This is a genomic window from Kitasatospora hibisci (genome assembly GCF_043950205.1).
In the GTDB taxonomy this organism is placed as follows: Bacteria; Actinomycetota; Actinomycetes; order Streptomycetales; family Streptomycetaceae; genus Kitasatospora; species Kitasatospora hibisci.
This window is the reverse complement of the sequence record NZ_CP171642.1, coordinates 7,364,897-7,381,601: the sequence shown is the minus strand read 5'-3', so window position 1 is coordinate 7,381,601 and position 16,705 is coordinate 7,364,897. Positions and strand designations below refer to the sequence as shown.

Below are 16,705 nucleotides of genomic sequence, written 5' to 3'. Positions count from 1 at the left end.
CGGACGAGCGCGATGGCGCTCCGTGCCCGAAGCACACCAGCCGGTACGCCGACGCGAGGAACGCTCCGGCCGTCAGGGCCGAGCGCCGTCGGCGGGGGAACCCGCCCGGGTGCGGCCGGGAGGGCCTGAACCGCGGCTCGCATCGGTGCCGAGCCGTCGACCCGTGGATAGACTGACCAGGTGTTCCGGGACCGGACCGACGCGGGCGACGGAGCACCCAGGCGCGTCGTCCTCGCACGTGCACGCCACACTCCGTGATCGCACGGCGGCGGCATGCCCGTCGCGGATGATCCGGCAGCGGGCCATCGATCGGACGGGAGCCCTGCCATGGCGAACACGTCCAGGTCTCCGGGCGGCCACGGCCCCGGAACCACCCGCCCCGTGTCCGCCCGCGCGTCTTCGCCGTCGCCACGCTCCTCCGGTGACACCGAGCCGACCGCGGCCAACGACCGGCTGGCGCTCAACGGCATGGGCAGCTTCGACTGGGACCTCGACAGCGGCACCTACCACCTCGACGACGTGGGCCTGGAGGTGTTCGACCTACGGGCCGACGAGTTCGACGGAGTGCCCGCGTCGCTGTCCGCCAGGGTGCTCCCGACGGACAGCGAGCGGCTCGACCAGGCCGTGTCCCTCGCGCTGCGGGAGGGGCACCTGACCTTCGCGTCGTACTTCCGCATCGTCTGCCGCGACGGGTCCCTGCGCTGGGCGCACACGCAGGGACGCATCCTGCGCGACCCGCAGGCGCACCCCTACCGCATCGTCGGCATCGTCCGCAACGCCGAGGAGGAGCTGGCCCACGCCGAGGGGATGCGGACGCTCGCCGCCGACCGCCGCCGCCAGACCGACTCCGTACGCGCCACCACCGAAGCCCTCGCCCGCGCCATCACCGTCCGCGACGTGACCAACGTGCTGACCGACAGCGAAGGGCTGCGACGCTTCGGCGCGGACGGGCTGGCCCTCGGGCTGGTGGACGGGGACGTCATGCGCCTCGTCGCCGTGACCGAGCAGCCGTCGGCGGAGCTCAGGGCCCAGGACGACCTCTCGCTGACCCACCTGGAGGACGGGCTGCCGCTGTCCGAGGCCGTGCTCACCCGGCACGCGCGCTTCGTCAGCACCCGGGAGGAGCTCACCACCCGCTACCCCCGCCTGCTGCCCTACGCCGAGGAGATGGGGATCGAGGCCGCGGCCTTCCTGCCCCTGGCCGCGCAGGCCCGCTCCATCGGCGCCATGGGCCTGTTCTACCGGGACAGGCACCACTTCAGCACCGAGGACCGCAACATCTGCATCGCGCTCAGCAGCGCCGTCGCGCAGTCCCTGCAACGCGCCATGCTCTTCGACCAGGAACGCGAATTCGCGACCACGCTGCAGACCACCATGCTGCCGCGCCGCATCCCCGAGATCGACGGCGGCGAGGTGGCCGTCCGCTACCGCGCCGGCCGCAGCGGACGCGAGGTGGGCGGAGACTGGTACGACGTCATCCCTCTGCCCGGTCGGCGGGTGGGTCTCGTGGTCGGCGACGTGGAGGGGCACGACAGCCACGCGGCCGCCGTCATGGGTCAGTTGAGGATAGCCCTGCGGGCCTACGCAACCGAGGGGCACGCTCCCGCGACGGTCATGGCCCGCGCTTCCGGGTTCCTCGCCGAGCTCGACACCGAGCGGTCCGCGACCTGTATCTACGTCGACGCCGACCTGGAGACCGGCACACTGCGCCTGGTCCGGGCCGGCCACCTCGAACCACTCGTGCGGCACAGCACCGGCCGCACCGGCTGGGCCAGCGTCCGCGGTGGTCTGCCGCTCGGCGTGGCCACGGTGTTCGGCCAGGACGGTTACCCCGAGACCCGCCTCGACCTCGCTCCCTCGGACACCCTGCTCCTGTGCACCGACGGCATGGTCGAGCACCCCGGCCGGGACATCGCGGACGGCATCGAGGACCTCGCCGCCGCCATGCGCGCCGGGCCGACCGACACCGAGGCGCTCGCCGACCACCTCTGCGGCGGCCACCCGAACCGCCTCGGCAGCAGCGACGACATGGCCCTCCTGCTGCTGCACCGCGCAGCCGTACCCGGCGCCCACGCCACCAGGCAGCTGACCCAGCACGTCCACCAGGCCGATCCGGAAGGGCTGGCTCAGACCAGGGCCGTGCTCCGCCAGGCCCTGGCCGCGTGGGGCGCGACGGACCTGCTGTCCGACGTCGAACTGACTGCGGACGAACTGATCACCAACGCCCTGGTGCACACCGACGGGGGCGCCCTGCTCACCATGGAACTGCGGACCGGGAGCACCCCCTGCATCCGGCTGGAGATCCAGGACCGCTCCAGCGCCCTGCCTCACCGTCGGGCCCCCGGCGAGACCGCCACCTCGGGCCGTGGCCTGCTGCTGGTGGACGCCCTCGCCGGGAACTGGGGTGTGGAGCCGCTCGGCAGCGGCAAGAACGTCTGGTGCGAATTCCCACTGGCGGGTTGAGCATCTGACGACCGTTCACCCGTGCGGCCACTCGTGAATCCGCTCGGCCGCCGACGGCTCGGCCCCGGCCGCCGCCCTGCGTCACCTCCGTCCGGCGCAGCCTCACGGTTCCCCGCCACGCGTCGGTGACGCGGGCCGACGGGCCGACGCGCACCGGGACCGCCCGCAGGCTCTCCCCGGCGCCCTCCGCCACCGGTCACCGGACCGACCCCTCGGGACCGAGAGGTCCCGGACCTCCCAAGTCTTTCGGTGCCGACCGTCATCCACTCCGCCCCCCGCAGCCCCTACGTTGGGCCACGGCCGGGGCACGGGATGCGCCCGGCCACCCCGGGCGGCAGTCGGCGCCCGATCGGTCACGGACAGGGCCGGCCCCGACGCCGGGCCGACCGGGACGGGAGGACGGACGGATGGCAGTGCGCAAGGACGCCACGATCAAGCAGGTCGAGCAGACGGTGCTTGAGATGGATCCGACCGATCCCCCGCTCACCGTCTTCGGCGTGTTCCTCGACGACAGCCCATGGCTCTCCTGCCTCGGCGGCGGCCTCGACGCCGACACCTACTTCGTCACCGCGACCGCGCGGTCCGTCCACTTCCACCAGGTCAAGACCAGGGGCATAGGGCAGCGGCCGGGCGACCTCGTCTACAGCTTCGACCGGGACGAAACGGCCCGCCGGATGGGCACGGTCCGCCGCCGACTGCTCTGGAGCTCCTTCCCGTTCGCCCTCCCCGGGCACGACGAACCCACCCGGATGAACGTTCGCCTCGCTTGGCGGAAGGAGTTCGCAAGGTTCACCGCCGACCTGGACAAGGCCGCCGCACGGCGCTGACCCCCGGCGGGCGGCTGACCCCGCCCTACGGGTCCCCGGCCGTTCAGGCCCGCCTCTGCCGGGGCGGGGCCGGTCCGTCGACTCCTGCTGACCACGCATGTGCCGACCACGCATTCCCGCCGCCGTCCGGCGTGCCCTGCACAGCCCCGTCCGGAGGACGACAGTCTCCTCGGCCGGTGAGCCCCTGTCAGTCCGGATGGTTCCGGGTTCTGTGCCGTGCGGTGCGTGGCTACCGTCCCAACCGCCCCACTCCCCGGCGGTCCGGACAGGTGGCCGTCACGCCCGCAGGAGGTCACGTTGACCGCGCACCACCCCACCCGCAGCAGCGTCCCGAACTCCCCCGGCGGGTTCGTCGCCGCACCGGAACCGGGCGCCGCGGGCCCGTCGGCGCCCGGCGGCACCGTCGGCCGTCCGTGCAAGGCGTGAGGGGCGGCCCGGTGTTCCCCTCCTTCACCCGTCGCACCTCCCGCCGGGCCGCGCGCCTGGCCATGGCCGCGGTCACCCTGCTGCTGCCGGTCACCCTGCCGGCCGCCCCCGCCTCGGCCACCCCTGCAGCGGCCGACGGATTCGCGGCGTCCTGCCCGGCGGCCGGCTACATCTCCCAGGGCTACACCCCGGAGCACAACGGCATCGACATCGCCAACGACTACGGCACCCCGATCTACGCGGTCGGCGACGGCCGGGTACTGGTCTCCGGCGCGGCGCAGGGCTACGGCCAGTGGATCCGCATCCTGCACCCGGACGGGACCATCACCGAGTACGGGCACATGCGCGAGCGGGACGTCGCCACCGGCGACCACGTGACGGCCGGTCAGCCGATCGCGCAGATGGGCAGCGAGGGCACCTCCAGCGGGCCGCACCTGCACCTGCGGGTCTGGGCCGACCCGGACGCGACCGTGCGTACCGACCCGATCCCCTACCTGGCGGAGCGCGGGATCACCATGCCCTGCACCCCGGGAACCGGTCCGCGCCCCGCCCCGTTGGTGTATCCGGCGCAGTCCGGGAAGGTGGTGTCGGCGCGTTCGGCGGACGGCCGGCTGGAGGTGTTCGCGGCCGGTGCCGACGGCGTCTCGCACGCCTGGCAGACCGCCGTGAGCGGTGCCTGGTCGGACTGGGAACCCCTGGGCGGCCCCGGCGGCGCCGAGTTGGCGATCGGCCCGAACCCCGACGGCCGCCTGGAGATGTTCGCCATCAACGGCACCACCTTCCAGCACCGCTACCAGCTCCAGCCCTCCGGCACCTGGTCCGACTGGGAGACCTTCGGCGGCGGCGGCCACTCCATCGCCGCCGGCTCCAACCAGGACGGCCGCCTCGAAGTCTTCGCCTCCGGACCCGCCGGCATCTTCCACAAGTACCAGACCGCACCCAACAGCGGCTGGTCCGACTGGGAACCCGCCGGCGGCGGCCCCGCCGACAGCCGCATCTCACTCGGCAAGGCCCCCGACGGCCGCCTCGAAGTCTTCGCCCTCAACACCACCACCTTCCAACACCAATGGCAGACCGCCGTCAACGGCGCCTGGTCCACCTGGGAGACCTTCGGCGGCGGCGGCCACGACCTCACCGTCGACCACAACCAGGACGGCCGCCTCGAAGTCCTCGCCTCCGGACCCGCAGGCGTCTTCCACAAGTACCAGACCAACCCCACCACCTGGTCCGACTGGGAACCCGCCGGCGGACCCGCCGACTCCCAACTCACCAGCCAGCCCACCGCGGACGGCCGCGTGGAGGTGTTCGCCATCAACGGCAGCACCGCGCAGCACACCTGGCAGACCAACCTGAACGCCCCCTACGGCCCGTGGGACACCTTCGGCGGCGCCGGCACCGAGATCATCGCCACCGCCAACGCCGACGGCCGGATCGAGGTCTTCGGCACCAGCAGCGCCGGCGTCCACCACAAGTGGCAGACCGGATTCTCCACCTGGTCCGACTGGACCTGGCTGAACACCACCGCCGGACCCGCCGTCAGTTGAGGAGCGACCACGTGACCAGCACACAACCTGCCCGCCGGGCGTCCCACCGGGTCCTGCTGTCCGCATGCGCCGCACTGGGCGTGGCGGCGGGCCTGGTGGTCGGCGCCACGCCCGCACCGGCCGCCACCGGCATCGACCTGTGCGCCGAGGTCGGCTACAACGCGGGGTTCCGGGGCGACGCCCTGGTGACCGCGATCGCCGTCGGCATGGCCGAGTCCAGCTGCAACCCGCTGGCGTCCAACGTCCAGAACAACACCCCGCCGTCCACCGACCGCGGCCTGTGGGAGATCAACGACTACTGGCATCCCGAGGTCACCGACGCCTGCGCCTACGACGCCCAGTGCAACGCCGACGAGACCTTCCGCATCTCCAACGGCGGCACCAACTGGCAGCCCTGGTCGACCTACAACGCGGGTGCCCACCTGCGGTACCTGGACGCGGCGCGCGCCGCCGCGGACCGGCACGGCCACCACGAGCCCGGACCGGCGCCGTTGGTGTATCCGGCGCAGTCCGGGAAGGTGGTGTCGGCGCGTTCGGCGGACGGCCGGCTGGAGGTGTTCGCAGCCGGTGCCGACGGCGTCTCGCACGCCTGGCAGACCGCCGTGAGCGGTGCCTGGTCGGACTGGGAACCCCTGGGCGGCCCCGGCGGCGCCGAGTTGGCGATCGGCCCGAACCCCGACGGCCGCCTGGAGATGTTCGCCATCAACGGCACCACCTTCCAGCACCGCTACCAGCTCCAGCCCTCCGGCACCTGGTCCGACTGGGAGACCTTCGGCGGCGGCGGCCACTCCATCGCCGCCGGCTCCAACCAGGACGGCCGCCTCGAAGTCTTCGCCTCCGGACCCGCCGGCATCTTCCACAAGTACCAGACCGCACCCAACAGCGGCTGGTCCGACTGGGAACCCGCCGGCGGCGGCCCCGCCGACAGCCGCATCTCACTCGGCAAGGCCCCCGACGGCCGCCTCGAAGTCTTCGCCCTCAACACCACCACCTTCCAACACCAATGGCAGACCGCCGTCAACGGCGCCTGGTCCACCTGGGAGACCTTCGGCGGCGGCGGCCACGACCTCACCGTCGACCACAACCAGGACGGCCGCCTCGAAGTCCTCGCCTCCGGACCCGCAGGCGTCTTCCACAAGTACCAGACCAACCCCACCACCTGGTCCGACTGGGAACCCGCCGGCGGACCCGCCGACTCCCAACTCACCAGTGAGCGTTCGCCCGACGGGCGGGTGGAGGTGTTCGCCATCAACGGCAGCACCGCGCAGCACACCTGGCAGACCGGCGTCAACGCGCCCTACGGCCCGTGGGACACCTTCGGCGGCGCCGGCACCGAGACCGTCGCCACCGCCAACGCCGACGGCCGGATCGAGGTCTTCGGCACCAGCAGCGCCGGCGTCCACCACAAGTGGCAGACCGGATTCTCCACCTGGTCCGACTGGACCTGGCTGAACACCACCGCCGGACCCGCCGTCCCCTGACCGCACCGGAACTCCTGGAGGGCGACGATGTCCCCGATCAGCGGGCACAGCCCGCTGCGGGCTGCCGGAGCGGGAGCACGCGTGCTCCCGCTCGCGGGCCGTACCGCCGTGGGCGGCGGCCGGCCGGCGCCGTTGCCGCACCCGAGGGCGCCGATGCGCTGACCCTCCGCACGCGCGTTCCCCTGCTTCACCGTCGCGTGGCCTGCGCCACCATACGGTTTATTGTCATGCCCAAGGAGGTAACGTTCCGTCCGTCCGACAACGATCGGCAGGCGAACGGGGAAGCGGTGCGCGGGACGGAGGAACGGTGAGCGGGATTCTCGTCCACCTGCCGGAGGGGAACGGCGAGGACGCGGTGACCTTGCGGCTCGGTCCGGGGGAGCGGGTGCGCTTCGGCCGCGGCTCCGCCGGCACGCCGGTGGAGCTCCGACTCGGCGACGAGACGGTCTCCCGCCTCGCCGGCGAGATCCACGCGACCGACGACCACTGGCAGTTGAGCAACCTCAGCAGCACCCACGCCTATCTGGTGGAGAACCCGGAGGGCGCCGGCGAGTACCTGCGGGTGCCGCCACGGCGCATCGGCGCGCCGATCCCGTTCGAGTTCTCCCGCGTGGTGCTGCCCTCACGGCGTGAGACGCCGCTGTCCTTCCAGGTGTTCGCGCCCGACCACGTCTACCTGGACCCGCAGGCCCGCGGTGGCGGCTCCTGGGAGAGCCGCACCATGACGGCGTACTCGCTGGACGAGACCGCCACCTACTTCCTGGTCCTGGTCGCGCTCTGCGAGCCGTGGCTGCGTGACCGCTCCCCCGCCGCCGTGCCCACCACCCCCCAGGTGGTCGCGCGGCTGCGCGACCACCCCGTCTGCGCCCGGCTCACCGCCCGCGCGGTCAGTTCGCACCTCGACTACCTCGCCGACGAGAAGCTCCGCATCGACCTGCCCGACGACGCGGGCCGCGCGGACCGCCGCAGCGGCAAGCGCGAGGCCGTCGTGGGACTCGCCCTGAAGTTCGGCATCGTTCGCGAGGAGCACCTGGCACTCCTGCCGCGCCCCGAAGCCGCCGGGCCCCGGGGGTAGGGGCCCGATGGTGCACGTTCCGGCCTTCCGCGGGTCCGGACAGGAACTGCTGCCCGCCGGCCACCGGATCGGCGACTGGATCGTCACCGAGCCGATCGGCGAAGGGGGATGGGCCACCGTCTACGCCGCCCGCCGGGCCGAGGACACCACTCGTGCCGACGGCTCGGACAACACGGCCGGCGTGGACGACACCGTGGCCCTCAAGGTGCTGCCGACCGCCGGACTCGCCCCCCGCCAGGCCCGCCAGGTCGCCGACGCCGCGCGCCGCGAGGCCGAGTTGGCCCGCACCGCCCCGCACCCTCGGCTGGTCCGCCTGCTCGACACCCTCGCCCTGGACTCCCCCGGCCACCCCGCGCTCGACGGCGCGACCGTCCTGGTGATGGAACGGGCCCGGGGCACGCTGCGCGACCTGCTCGCCACCGGCGTCGACGAGGACCGGGGCGCCCGGATCATCGCCGGCATCTGCGAGGGCCTGGCCCACCTGCACCGCTCCGGCTGGGTCCACACCGACCTCAAGCCAGAGAACGTCCTCATCGCCGAGGACGGCGAGGTCCGCCTCTCCGACTTCGGCCTCGCCATCGAACTCACCGGCACCCACGGCCACTCCGCCCCCATGGGCACCCCCGACTACCTCCCGCCGGAGCGCTGGAGGGAGCCGCTCGGCGAACACGGCGTCAAGATCCGTCCCACCGCCGACATCTGGGCGCTCGGCATCGTGATCCACGAGGTGTTCGCCGCCGGTGTCCCGCCCTTCCCCGGCGCCACCCCCACCGCCCGCAGCGCCGCCGCCCAGCAGTACGCCCAGGGCCGCGCCGCGCTGCGACTGGCCCCCGAGGTCCCCCCGTTCTGGCGCGCCCTCGCCGCCGACTGCCTCGCCCCCACCCACGCCGCCCGCGCCCCGTACACCGCCGAGAGCCTGCTCGCCCGGATCCGCGCCCACCGGTCCGGCCGCCGCACCCGTCACCCCCGACCGCGCACCGTCGTGCTCGCCCTCGCCGCCTGCGCCGCGGCCGCGGTCGCCGTCGCCGTGTTGCGGCCGCACTCCGGCCCGGCCGAACACCCCACCCGCATCAGGGTCTTCAACGCCGAACGCAGCTGCCAGGACCGCGCCGACCGCGACCCCCGGTGCAGCCTCGGCCTCGCCGTCGACCCCCTTCGCCCCTACACCGCCGAGAACGTCGTTCCCACCCGCGTCTGGCACGACGACCTCCTCGACGCCGACTGCCAACTCCCCACCGGCCTCCCCGTCATCGACGAAGAGGACCGCTCCTCCACCCTCTGGTACCGCGTCCACCTCCCCGGCCCCACCACCGCCTGGCTCCCCGCCGTCCGCACCAAGGACCACCCCGCCCTCGTCCACTGCCCCTGACCGGCTGCCCGCGGTCCTGACCGGGCGTCCACGGCGGGAACCGCCGTGCGCCCTCCTCCGGATCGTTCCGGATTACGGGCCCGGGGCGCCCGTCACTACCGTCGACGGCGTCCGCCGGACCGGCCGGCCCGGAGTCCAGGGAGCAGCGATGCCGACGACCGCCACCACCCGCCGGCCGAACGCCGCCGCGCTCGGTCCCCACGAGCGCGACGTGCTCCACGCGGTCGGCTGCGGCCTGCGGGACGACGAGATCGCCACCGCCCTCGCGATCTCCGAGGAGGCCGTGGCCGGGCACGTCGCGCGGATCCTCGGGAAGCTCGGGCTGCGCGACCGCGCCGCCGCCATCGTCCACGCCTTCGACTGCGGAGTGGTCTCCCCCGGCTGCGGCCCCCGCTCACAGGCGGCGGGCCCGGTTCCGCGCAGCACCGCCGGCCCGGCGGCCGGGCCGAAGGTGCAGATCTCCGTACTCGGACCGCTGCAGGCCCGGTGGGGCGGGCGGTCCCTGGACCTGGGGCACCTGCGCCAGCAAGCCGTGCTGGCAGCACTGGCGCTGCACGCGGGGCGGACCGTCAGCCAGCAGGAACTGCTGGACGGCGTCTGGGGGTCGGACCAGCCGGTCACGAACGTGGTACCGGTCCACATCTACCGCCTCCGCAAGACCCTGCGCATCGGGGACAGCCCGGACTCGGTGATCGAGCACGCCCGGTGCGGCTACCGGCTGGTACCGGGTGCGGTCGAGGTGGACCTGGCGCGCATGGAGCGCCTGGTCACCGAAGCCGGGGCCGCCCATCGGGCGGGCGACCCGACCGAGGCGGTCCGCCTCTGTGCCCGGGCCCTGGACCTGTTCCGCGGCGAGCTCCTCGCCGGGCTGCCCGGCCCGCTGGCCGAGTTGGAGCGGCTGCGGCTCGCCGAGCGCAGGATCGCCGTCACCCAGCGGAAGCTGGAGTGGCAGCTGCGACTGGGCCGGTGCGCCGAGGCGACCGCCGAGCTGTTCGCCCTGGCTGCGGAGCACCCCCTGAACGAGCCGGTGGCCGCGATGCTGATGCGTGCGCTGTACCGGAGTGGCCGACAGGCCGAGGCGCTGACCGTGTTCGACCGCGCCCGCCGCCGGCTGGCCGACGACCTGGGGGTCGCGCCGAGTCGGCTGCTGCGGCAGACGCACCGGCTGATCCTGAGCGGGGACGAGGTCGGCCCGGGCCTGACCGCAGCCACGCGGTGACGCCCGGGCCGGTCCACGGGACAGGCCCTGGGTCACGCTCAGGAAGCGAAGGCCCGTTCGAGCCGGGGGATCAGGTCCCGGAGGTCCTGTTCCCAGCAGCCGGCGTTGTGGCCGCCGTTGCACTGGGTGCCCCAGCCGGAGCCGTCGCCGTAGTCGACGTAGTGGTAGGACATGCCCAGGGCGTCCATCCGGTCCTTGACGTGCTTGGACGCGCCTTCGAGCCAGAACTCCAGGTCGGTCGGCACGCCGCGTCCGTTGCCCACGTAGATGGAGACCCCGACTCCGGCGAGTTTGTCCATGTGCTGGGACGGGTCGGCCGCGTTCCACCGCCAGTCCACGTTGAAGACCGGGTAGGGCGAGCCGAACAGGGCGTCGCTGTCCACGCCGGGCTTGTACGGGTCGTTCGCGGGGTCGCCGCAGAATCCGGAGGACGAGCCGCAGAGCGCGCCCTGTGCGTCGATGAGGGAGGCGACGACGGCCAGCCGCAGGTCCATGGAGTCGGCCGACAGATCGATGTCTCCCGACAGTGACGCGGTCTGGCTGAACAGCTCGGGGTGGTCCTGGGCGTAGTGGAGGGCCCCGAAGCCGCCCATCGAGACGCCCGCGACGGCCCTGGCCTTCTTGGCGGCGACGGTCCGCAGGTTCGCGTCGATGAACGGGACCACCTGCCGGAGGTGGAAGTTCTCCCAGTTCTGGGCTCCGAGCAGGGTGTTCTGGTCGAGCCAGTTGGCGTACCAGCCCCGGGCACCGCCGTCCGGGATGACGGTGATCATCGAGTCGGACATGGTCAGCGCCGGGTAGTTCTGCTGGACGGGGTCGTCGGGTGAGCCGTGCAGGAAGTACAGCACGGGGTAGCGCCTGGTCGGGTCGTCGTAGTACCCGCCCGGCAGGATGATCTTGATGTGGTGCCGGCCCGTGACCTCGGGAGTGGTCACGGTGAGGTAGAAGTTGGTCGGACCGCCCACGGCGGGTTCGACCTGGGTCAGGCCGAACCCGTTCGCCATCGGCGGCGGCGCCCCGGTGCCGCCGGCGGCCCGTGCCGTACCCGCCGTCGTGGCCGTCGCCAGGACGGCGGCCAGCAGGGCCACCACCATGCGCCACCGGCTCCATGTCCTCGTCACGGTGTTCCCTCTCGTCGGTGTCGTCGTTGCGCGGAGCGAGAGCATCAGTCCAGGACCTTGATCTCCAGCGCCGGTGAGGCCGCGATCTGCTCCTCGGTGTAGCGTTCGGTCACCCACTGGCCGGCCGAGAACAGCTTGGTCTGGTCCGAGTGGTGCGGCGAGTTCGGGTCGGCGGACTGGGAGTAGGCCAGCAGCGAGGCGGCCTGCGGCGGGCCGTCGGCGGTGAACCGCGTCTCCTGGACGAAGCTGGAGCCGAAGGTGATGTCCAGCCTTCCGTCGACCGTTCCGGGAGTGACCACGTTCAGCACGCCCATTTCGTGGATCGCCCCGTGGATCGGGATCTGCTCGGCGTTGCGGGTGATCTTCTGGACGTCCGACAGCGGCGCGTTCAGCGGAACGCCCGCGTTGCGCAGCGCGAGGACCGCCCGGCCGAGCGCGTCACGGACGGCGGAGCTCCCGGGGTCCAGCGAGTTGGGCGTGTGCACGGGGTCCTTGGGGTCGAAGGGAACCCGCCACGGCAGCTTCTCGATCGCCTGGCCGTTGGTCAGGAGGTACCAGAAGTTCTCGAACAGCCAGGACCCTCGGCTGTCCGCGGTGTACTTGTGGTTCCAGGCGGCCAGGATCGGGCAGGCCTCGCTCACGTTGACCAGGTTGCCGTCCACCAGGACGAGCCCGAAGGGCTGGCTGCGGCACATGCTCACCGTGGCGTTGAGGGCCAGGTCGGCCGCCCTGCTGTTGTCGGCGAACAGCAACTGCCGCATGGCCTCCGGGGTGAAACCCCGGCCAGGCAGGCCGTCGCTGCCGCTGATCCGGTTCTGCGCGGTCAGGATCAGCTCCTGGGTGCGCAGCGAGCGGGGCGCCGCGGTGTCGCCCATCACCCGGGGAAAGGACAGCGGCTGCTCGGGGTTGGCCAGCCAGGCGCTGTCGTTGGCGTTGCCCACGAAGTCGGACCGGATCAGGCGCGGCTGCTTGTGCGGGTCCAGCAGTCCCGGTGCGACGGCATTCGGGTCGTCCGGCCAGTCGCACTCGCTGCGCTTGCCGTCGAAGACGGAGACCGGCGGCACGTTGGGCAGCCGCAGTTGCTGGTTGAACAGCACCTGGCCGGTCAGGGTGAGGCAGGACTGCGCGTGCGCGTCGGTGATGTTCGGGGCGGCCTGGATGTCCGCGTACAGCGCGTTGCCCTTGCGGTCGGAGGCGACGGTGTTGAAGAACGGCACGCCCTGCGTGGTCTCCAGCGTGCTCACCACGTCGTCGACGTCCTTGGCCTGGTCGAGGTGGAACCAGGTGTTCAGGGCCCGCAGGTTGTCCATGTTCGCGTCGCGCACCGCGTGCGCACTCACCACCCAGGGCAGCGCGACGCCGAGCACGGAGGTGGTGACCGGACCGTAGCGGGTGGACCACAGCGTCCTGGTGACCCTGCCGAGGGAGCCGTCCGGATTCAGCACGTCGACGCCGACCTGCTGCGAGGTCATCTGCTGCCAGGCGCCGTCCACCAGGTAGTTGGTCGGGTGCAGCGGGTCCACCTGCACGTCGAACAGCCCGAACGGGGCGACCGTGGCGACGGTGTGACTCCAGGCGACGTCGTCGGTGTGCCCGATGTTCACCGCGGGGAGTCCGAGCAGGCTGGCCCCGGAGACGTTCATCTTCCCCGGGATCGTCAGCTGGCTCTGCCACATCCGGTTCTTGCCCTGCCACGGGAAGTGCGGGTTGGCCAGCAGCATGCTGGTGCCGGTGCCCGCGGCCAGGCCCTGCGACCCGACCGCCAGGGCGTTGCTGCCCATGCTGCCCTGTTGCCGGCTCGCGGCCATGGCCTCGCGGATCTTCGCCGCGGTCTCCTCCGGGGAGACCGCCGGCGCGGCGGCGGACGGCGCGGCGGCGGCTCCCGGGGGCGCGGCGTTCACCTCGCCGTCCAGCAGCGGATCGGCGCTGCCCATGATGATCTCGGCGTGCGCGTGCCGGTAGACGTCCAGCTCGGTGATCGGCCGCACCCAGGCCGCGCCCCGGCAGGCCGGGTCGGAGAGGTTGTTCACGCCGGTCTCGGCCAGGTACCTGTTGTACCCCCGGACATAGCCGCGGATGGCCTCCTTGACCTCCGGCTCCGGCCCGTTGGGGGCGGGCTGGTCGAGCAGTCGCTCCACCACCCGGTCGTCGTTCATCCGCTGGAAGTACAGGTCGCTGTTGAGATTGCTGGTGCTGTTCTGGTTCTGGCCGGGGCTCGCCCTGCCGTCGGCCCCCAGGTAGCGGGACCGCTGGGCGCTGACCATCAGGTAGGTGTCGGCCAGGGTGCAGATGTTGTCCTTGGCCGCCGCGTATCCGTACCCCTCGCCCAGGCCCTCCAGGGTCGAGGCGATGATGTGCGGGATCCCGTACTCGGTGTACCGGATCGTCGGCCGGTCCGGCGCCGGCCCCCGTACGGCGGCCGGGCCCCCGGCGGCCGGTGTCCCGGCCGCCGCCACCGTGCTCATCAGTGCCATCGCGGCCATGACCGCGATCGGCAGCCTCGCTTCGAGTCTGCTCCGTGCCATCGAGTCGTCCTTCCCCCTGCGGTCCGGTCGTTTGACTGAACACGGCCAGGCTAGGGAGGGCCGATGACATCCCGATGAAGCGTCGCACCCCGGGGCGGCAGAGCTGCACGGCGGCGGAAACGGCTCACCGCCTGTCGGCGGCCGGACGTTCCCGGCCGTCGACAGGCGGTGCAGGACTGCGGCCACGGGCCCGGCCGACGGGCGTTCACTGCCTACGCGGGGTACCAGGCGCCGTTGTACCAGACCTCGTTGGCACTGTCGTTGTGGTGGTCCATGTTGAAGTCTTCGGGGTAGTTGTGGACGTGGTTGTACGGGTAGGTCCAGATGCCGGCGGACTCGTCGCAGACGTAGTCCCAGTGGCAGATCGTCTTGACGGGCACGTTGCCGAAGAACCTGTCGGCACCGGCGAGCGGAGCCCCGATGATTCCGCCGAACGGCACGGCCCCGCCGTTGGCCCCGGGCGGGCCCTGGCGCTTGGGGTCCGAGACGAGGATGGCGTTGACGTTGTCGAAGGTCTGCCAGTTCTCGGTGACCCAGACGTGCACCACCCCGGCTCCCAGCGAGTACCCGGCCATCTTGACGTGCTGGCCCGGGCACGCGGCCCGCTGGTCGCGGACCAGCCGGTTCAGCTCGTTGACGCCGGCCCGCGTGCTGGCACCGTTGGGGATCTGGGTGGGATACCCGACGTGCTGCTGGATGTTGCCGGTGAACCCGTCGTTGTTCCACGAGCTGCCGGTGCCCCCGACGACGATCGTGTAGGTGCCCTCGCACGGAGCCGTCACGCGCGCGGTGGCCCCCTGTGCCGTGGCCCCCTGTGCCGCTGTCAGCCCGACCGTCAGCAGGATTCCGGCTGCCGCGGCCGCGATCCGTCGTGCTCGCATTCGTTCCTCCCAACGCAGTCGGCCCACGCGCCCGCTCTCCGGTGCGGCACGCGGTCGGCCGAGATCACCGGACGACGGTGACAGCGGCCGATGACAGCCCGATGAAGTCGCGGATCAGCGCATGCGCGCCGGCGGCCCGGCCGTGGCCGGACGGCCGTCAGGTCCGGTGGACCGTCCGGCCGCCGAGGACGGTGCGGAGCGGCCGCAGCTCGGCCAGCTCGTCGGGCGGGCAGGTCAGCGGGTCGGCGGGCCAGAGGGTGAGGTCCGCCAGCGCGCCGGGGCGCAGGCTCCCGCGGGTGCCGCTCTCGCCGAGCAGGCGGGCCGCGTCGACGGTGTGCAGCGCGATCGCCTCGGCCCGGGTGATCGCGTGCTCGGCGCCCTGTGCGCCCGCCACGGTCTGCCGGGTCGTCATACCCCAGACCGAGACCATCGCCCCGTACGGCCCGACGGGGAAGTCCGAGCCGGCCGCCAGCAGCGCGCCCTCGTCCAGCCACTCCCGCAGCGGGAAGATGCCGCGCACCCGCTCGGCGCCCCAGGCCCGGATCTGGGCCGTCGCCGCGTCGTGCAGCAGCGGGTGCTGGACGGTGACCGGGATGCCGAGCGCGATCGCACGCGCTCGCTGGTCGGGCCTGGCCAGGCCGCCGTGCTCGACCACCAGGGTGCCCGGGGCCAGGCCGGGGCGGTCCTTGAGCACCTGCTCGAAGACGTCCAGCAACGTGCGGAGGCCGCGGTCCCCCCAGGCGTGCACGCCGACCCGCCAGCCGCGCGCGACCACCCGGTCGACCGCGGCGGCCAGCTCCTCCGGCTCCCAGAGCAGGGTGCCGTGGTAGCACGGGCGGCCTTCGTACGGTTCGTCCAGGGCGCCCGCCTCGATGCCGCCGTCGATGCCGAACTTGACGCCCCACACGCTCAACCACGCGTCGCCCTCGGCGCGCCGGGGCTCCATCCGGTCGAGCAGTTCGTCCACCTGCGCGGGCGTGCGGGCCCCGAAGCCGGAGACCAGGGCGCGCACCCGCACGCTCAGCGCACCGGCCTGGCGGGCCGCACCGAGCACGTCGAGGTCCTCCACCGGGACGAGGCAGTCGCGGACGGTGCCGATCCCGGTCGCGGCGTAGTCGGCGGACGCGGCCCGCAGGCCGTCGATGCGATCGGCGAGCGCGGGGCGCGGCAGTACCCGTTCCGCCAGTGCGACCGCCTTGTCGACCAGCCGGCCGGTCAGCCGGCCCTGCTCGTCCCGCTCGATCACGCCGCCGGGCGGAGGCTCGGTCGCACCGGTGATGCCGGCCAGTCGCAGCGCGGGCGTGTTGAGGACCATGTTGTAGGCGCCGCGCCGCACCAGCACCGGGTGCCGGTCGGTGGCCGCGTCCAACTCCTCGGTGCGGGGCAGGCGCTGTTCGGCGAGGTTGACCTCCTGCCAGTTGATCGTGGTGCGGATCCACTGCCCGGGGGGTGTGTTCGCCGCCCGCTCACGGATCAGGCCGAGGAACTCGCCGAGGTCGCGGGCCCGGTGGACCGGTACGTCGTGGACGCTGTGTGCGGCGAGGATCAGGTGGGTGTGGGTGTCGTCGAAGGCGGGCAGCACGGAGGCGCCGGGCAGGTCCAGCACCTCCGTCCCCGGGCCGATCAGGTGGTCCAGGCCGTCGGCCGCGGCGGACAGCGCGGTGATCCGGTCGCCGGTGACGGCCAGCGCACGACGTGGAGCCTCGCCGGGGACGAGCGTGTGGACGGCGCGGGACCGGATCAGCAGGTCGGCGGGGGCGTGGTCGGTCACGGC

Annotated in this window: 12 protein-coding genes; 8 read left to right on the top strand and 4 right to left on the bottom strand. The window is 73.0% G+C overall.

The genetic code is table 11. The features are described from left to right. Nucleotides 1–327 precede the first annotated feature (327 nt). From ACF9IK_RS32180 to ACF9IK_RS32145, 8 genes are all read left to right on the top strand, one after another. On the top strand, nucleotides 328–2,463 hold the full coding sequence (locus ACF9IK_RS32180; RefSeq protein ID WP_395297590.1) for a SpoIIE family protein phosphatase: 2,136 nt from the start codon (nucleotides 328–330) through the stop codon (nucleotides 2,461–2,463). Nucleotides 2,464–2,870: 407 nt separating this feature from the next. Beyond that, entirely contained in the window at nucleotides 2,871–3,290 is a 420-nt protein-coding gene (locus ACF9IK_RS32175) for a hypothetical protein (protein ID WP_395297589.1), read from the top strand. A 297-nt stretch (nucleotides 3,291–3,587) separates the two neighbouring features. Beyond that, nucleotides 3,588–3,716 (top strand): hypothetical protein, encoded by a 129-nt coding sequence (locus ACF9IK_RS32170; RefSeq protein ID WP_395297588.1) that lies wholly within the window; start codon nucleotides 3,588–3,590, stop codon nucleotides 3,714–3,716. Between the two features lie 62 nt (nucleotides 3,717–3,778). Beyond that, entirely contained in the window at nucleotides 3,779–5,260 is a 1,482-nt protein-coding gene (locus ACF9IK_RS32165) for a peptidoglycan DD-metalloendopeptidase family protein (protein ID WP_395298734.1), read from the top strand. Nucleotides 5,261–5,271: 11 nt separating this feature from the next. Beyond that, nucleotides 5,272–6,741 carry a hypothetical protein gene (locus ACF9IK_RS32160; protein ID WP_395297587.1) on the top strand — a complete coding sequence of 490 codons (1,470 nt, stop codon included), beginning with the start codon at nucleotides 5,272–5,274 and terminating at the stop codon, nucleotides 6,739–6,741. Nucleotides 6,742–7,048: 307 nt separating this feature from the next. Beyond that, the gene (locus ACF9IK_RS32155) at nucleotides 7,049–7,816 is read left to right on the top strand and encodes an FHA domain-containing protein (protein ID WP_395297586.1); all 768 of its coding nucleotides are present in this window, start codon (nucleotides 7,049–7,051) and stop codon (nucleotides 7,814–7,816) included. A 7-nt stretch (nucleotides 7,817–7,823) separates the two neighbouring features. Further along, nucleotides 7,824–9,185 carry a serine/threonine-protein kinase gene (locus ACF9IK_RS32150; RefSeq protein WP_395297585.1) on the top strand — a complete coding sequence of 454 codons (1,362 nt, stop codon included), beginning with the start codon at nucleotides 7,824–7,826 and terminating at the stop codon, nucleotides 9,183–9,185. Between the two features lie 148 nt (nucleotides 9,186–9,333). Then, the gene (locus tag ACF9IK_RS32145) at nucleotides 9,334–10,404 is read left to right on the top strand and encodes a BTAD domain-containing putative transcriptional regulator (protein ID WP_395297584.1); all 1,071 of its coding nucleotides are present in this window, start codon (nucleotides 9,334–9,336) and stop codon (nucleotides 10,402–10,404) included. Between the two features lie 38 nt (nucleotides 10,405–10,442). On the opposite strand, the gene ACF9IK_RS32140 is transcribed toward ACF9IK_RS32145, so the two are convergent. From ACF9IK_RS32140 to ACF9IK_RS32125, 4 genes are all read right to left on the bottom strand, one after another. Continuing rightward, on the bottom strand, nucleotides 10,443–11,498 hold the full coding sequence (locus tag ACF9IK_RS32140; RefSeq protein ID WP_395297583.1) for an alpha/beta hydrolase: 1,056 nt from the start codon (nucleotides 11,496–11,498) through the stop codon (nucleotides 10,443–10,445). Between the two features lie 71 nt (nucleotides 11,499–11,569). Next, entirely contained in the window at nucleotides 11,570–14,050 is a 2,481-nt protein-coding gene (locus ACF9IK_RS32135) for a penicillin acylase family protein (RefSeq protein WP_395297582.1), read from the bottom strand. 212 nt (nucleotides 14,051–14,262) lie between these two features. After that, on the bottom strand, nucleotides 14,263–14,931 hold the full coding sequence (locus tag ACF9IK_RS32130) for a cutinase family protein (RefSeq protein ID WP_395297581.1): 669 nt from the start codon (nucleotides 14,929–14,931) through the stop codon (nucleotides 14,263–14,265). 157 nt (nucleotides 14,932–15,088) lie between these two features. Continuing rightward, nucleotides 15,089–16,702, bottom strand: coding sequence for an amidohydrolase (locus tag ACF9IK_RS32125; protein WP_395297580.1), 1,614 nt, complete (start codon nucleotides 16,700–16,702; stop codon nucleotides 15,089–15,091). Between the last annotated feature and the right edge of the window lie 3 nt (nucleotides 16,703–16,705).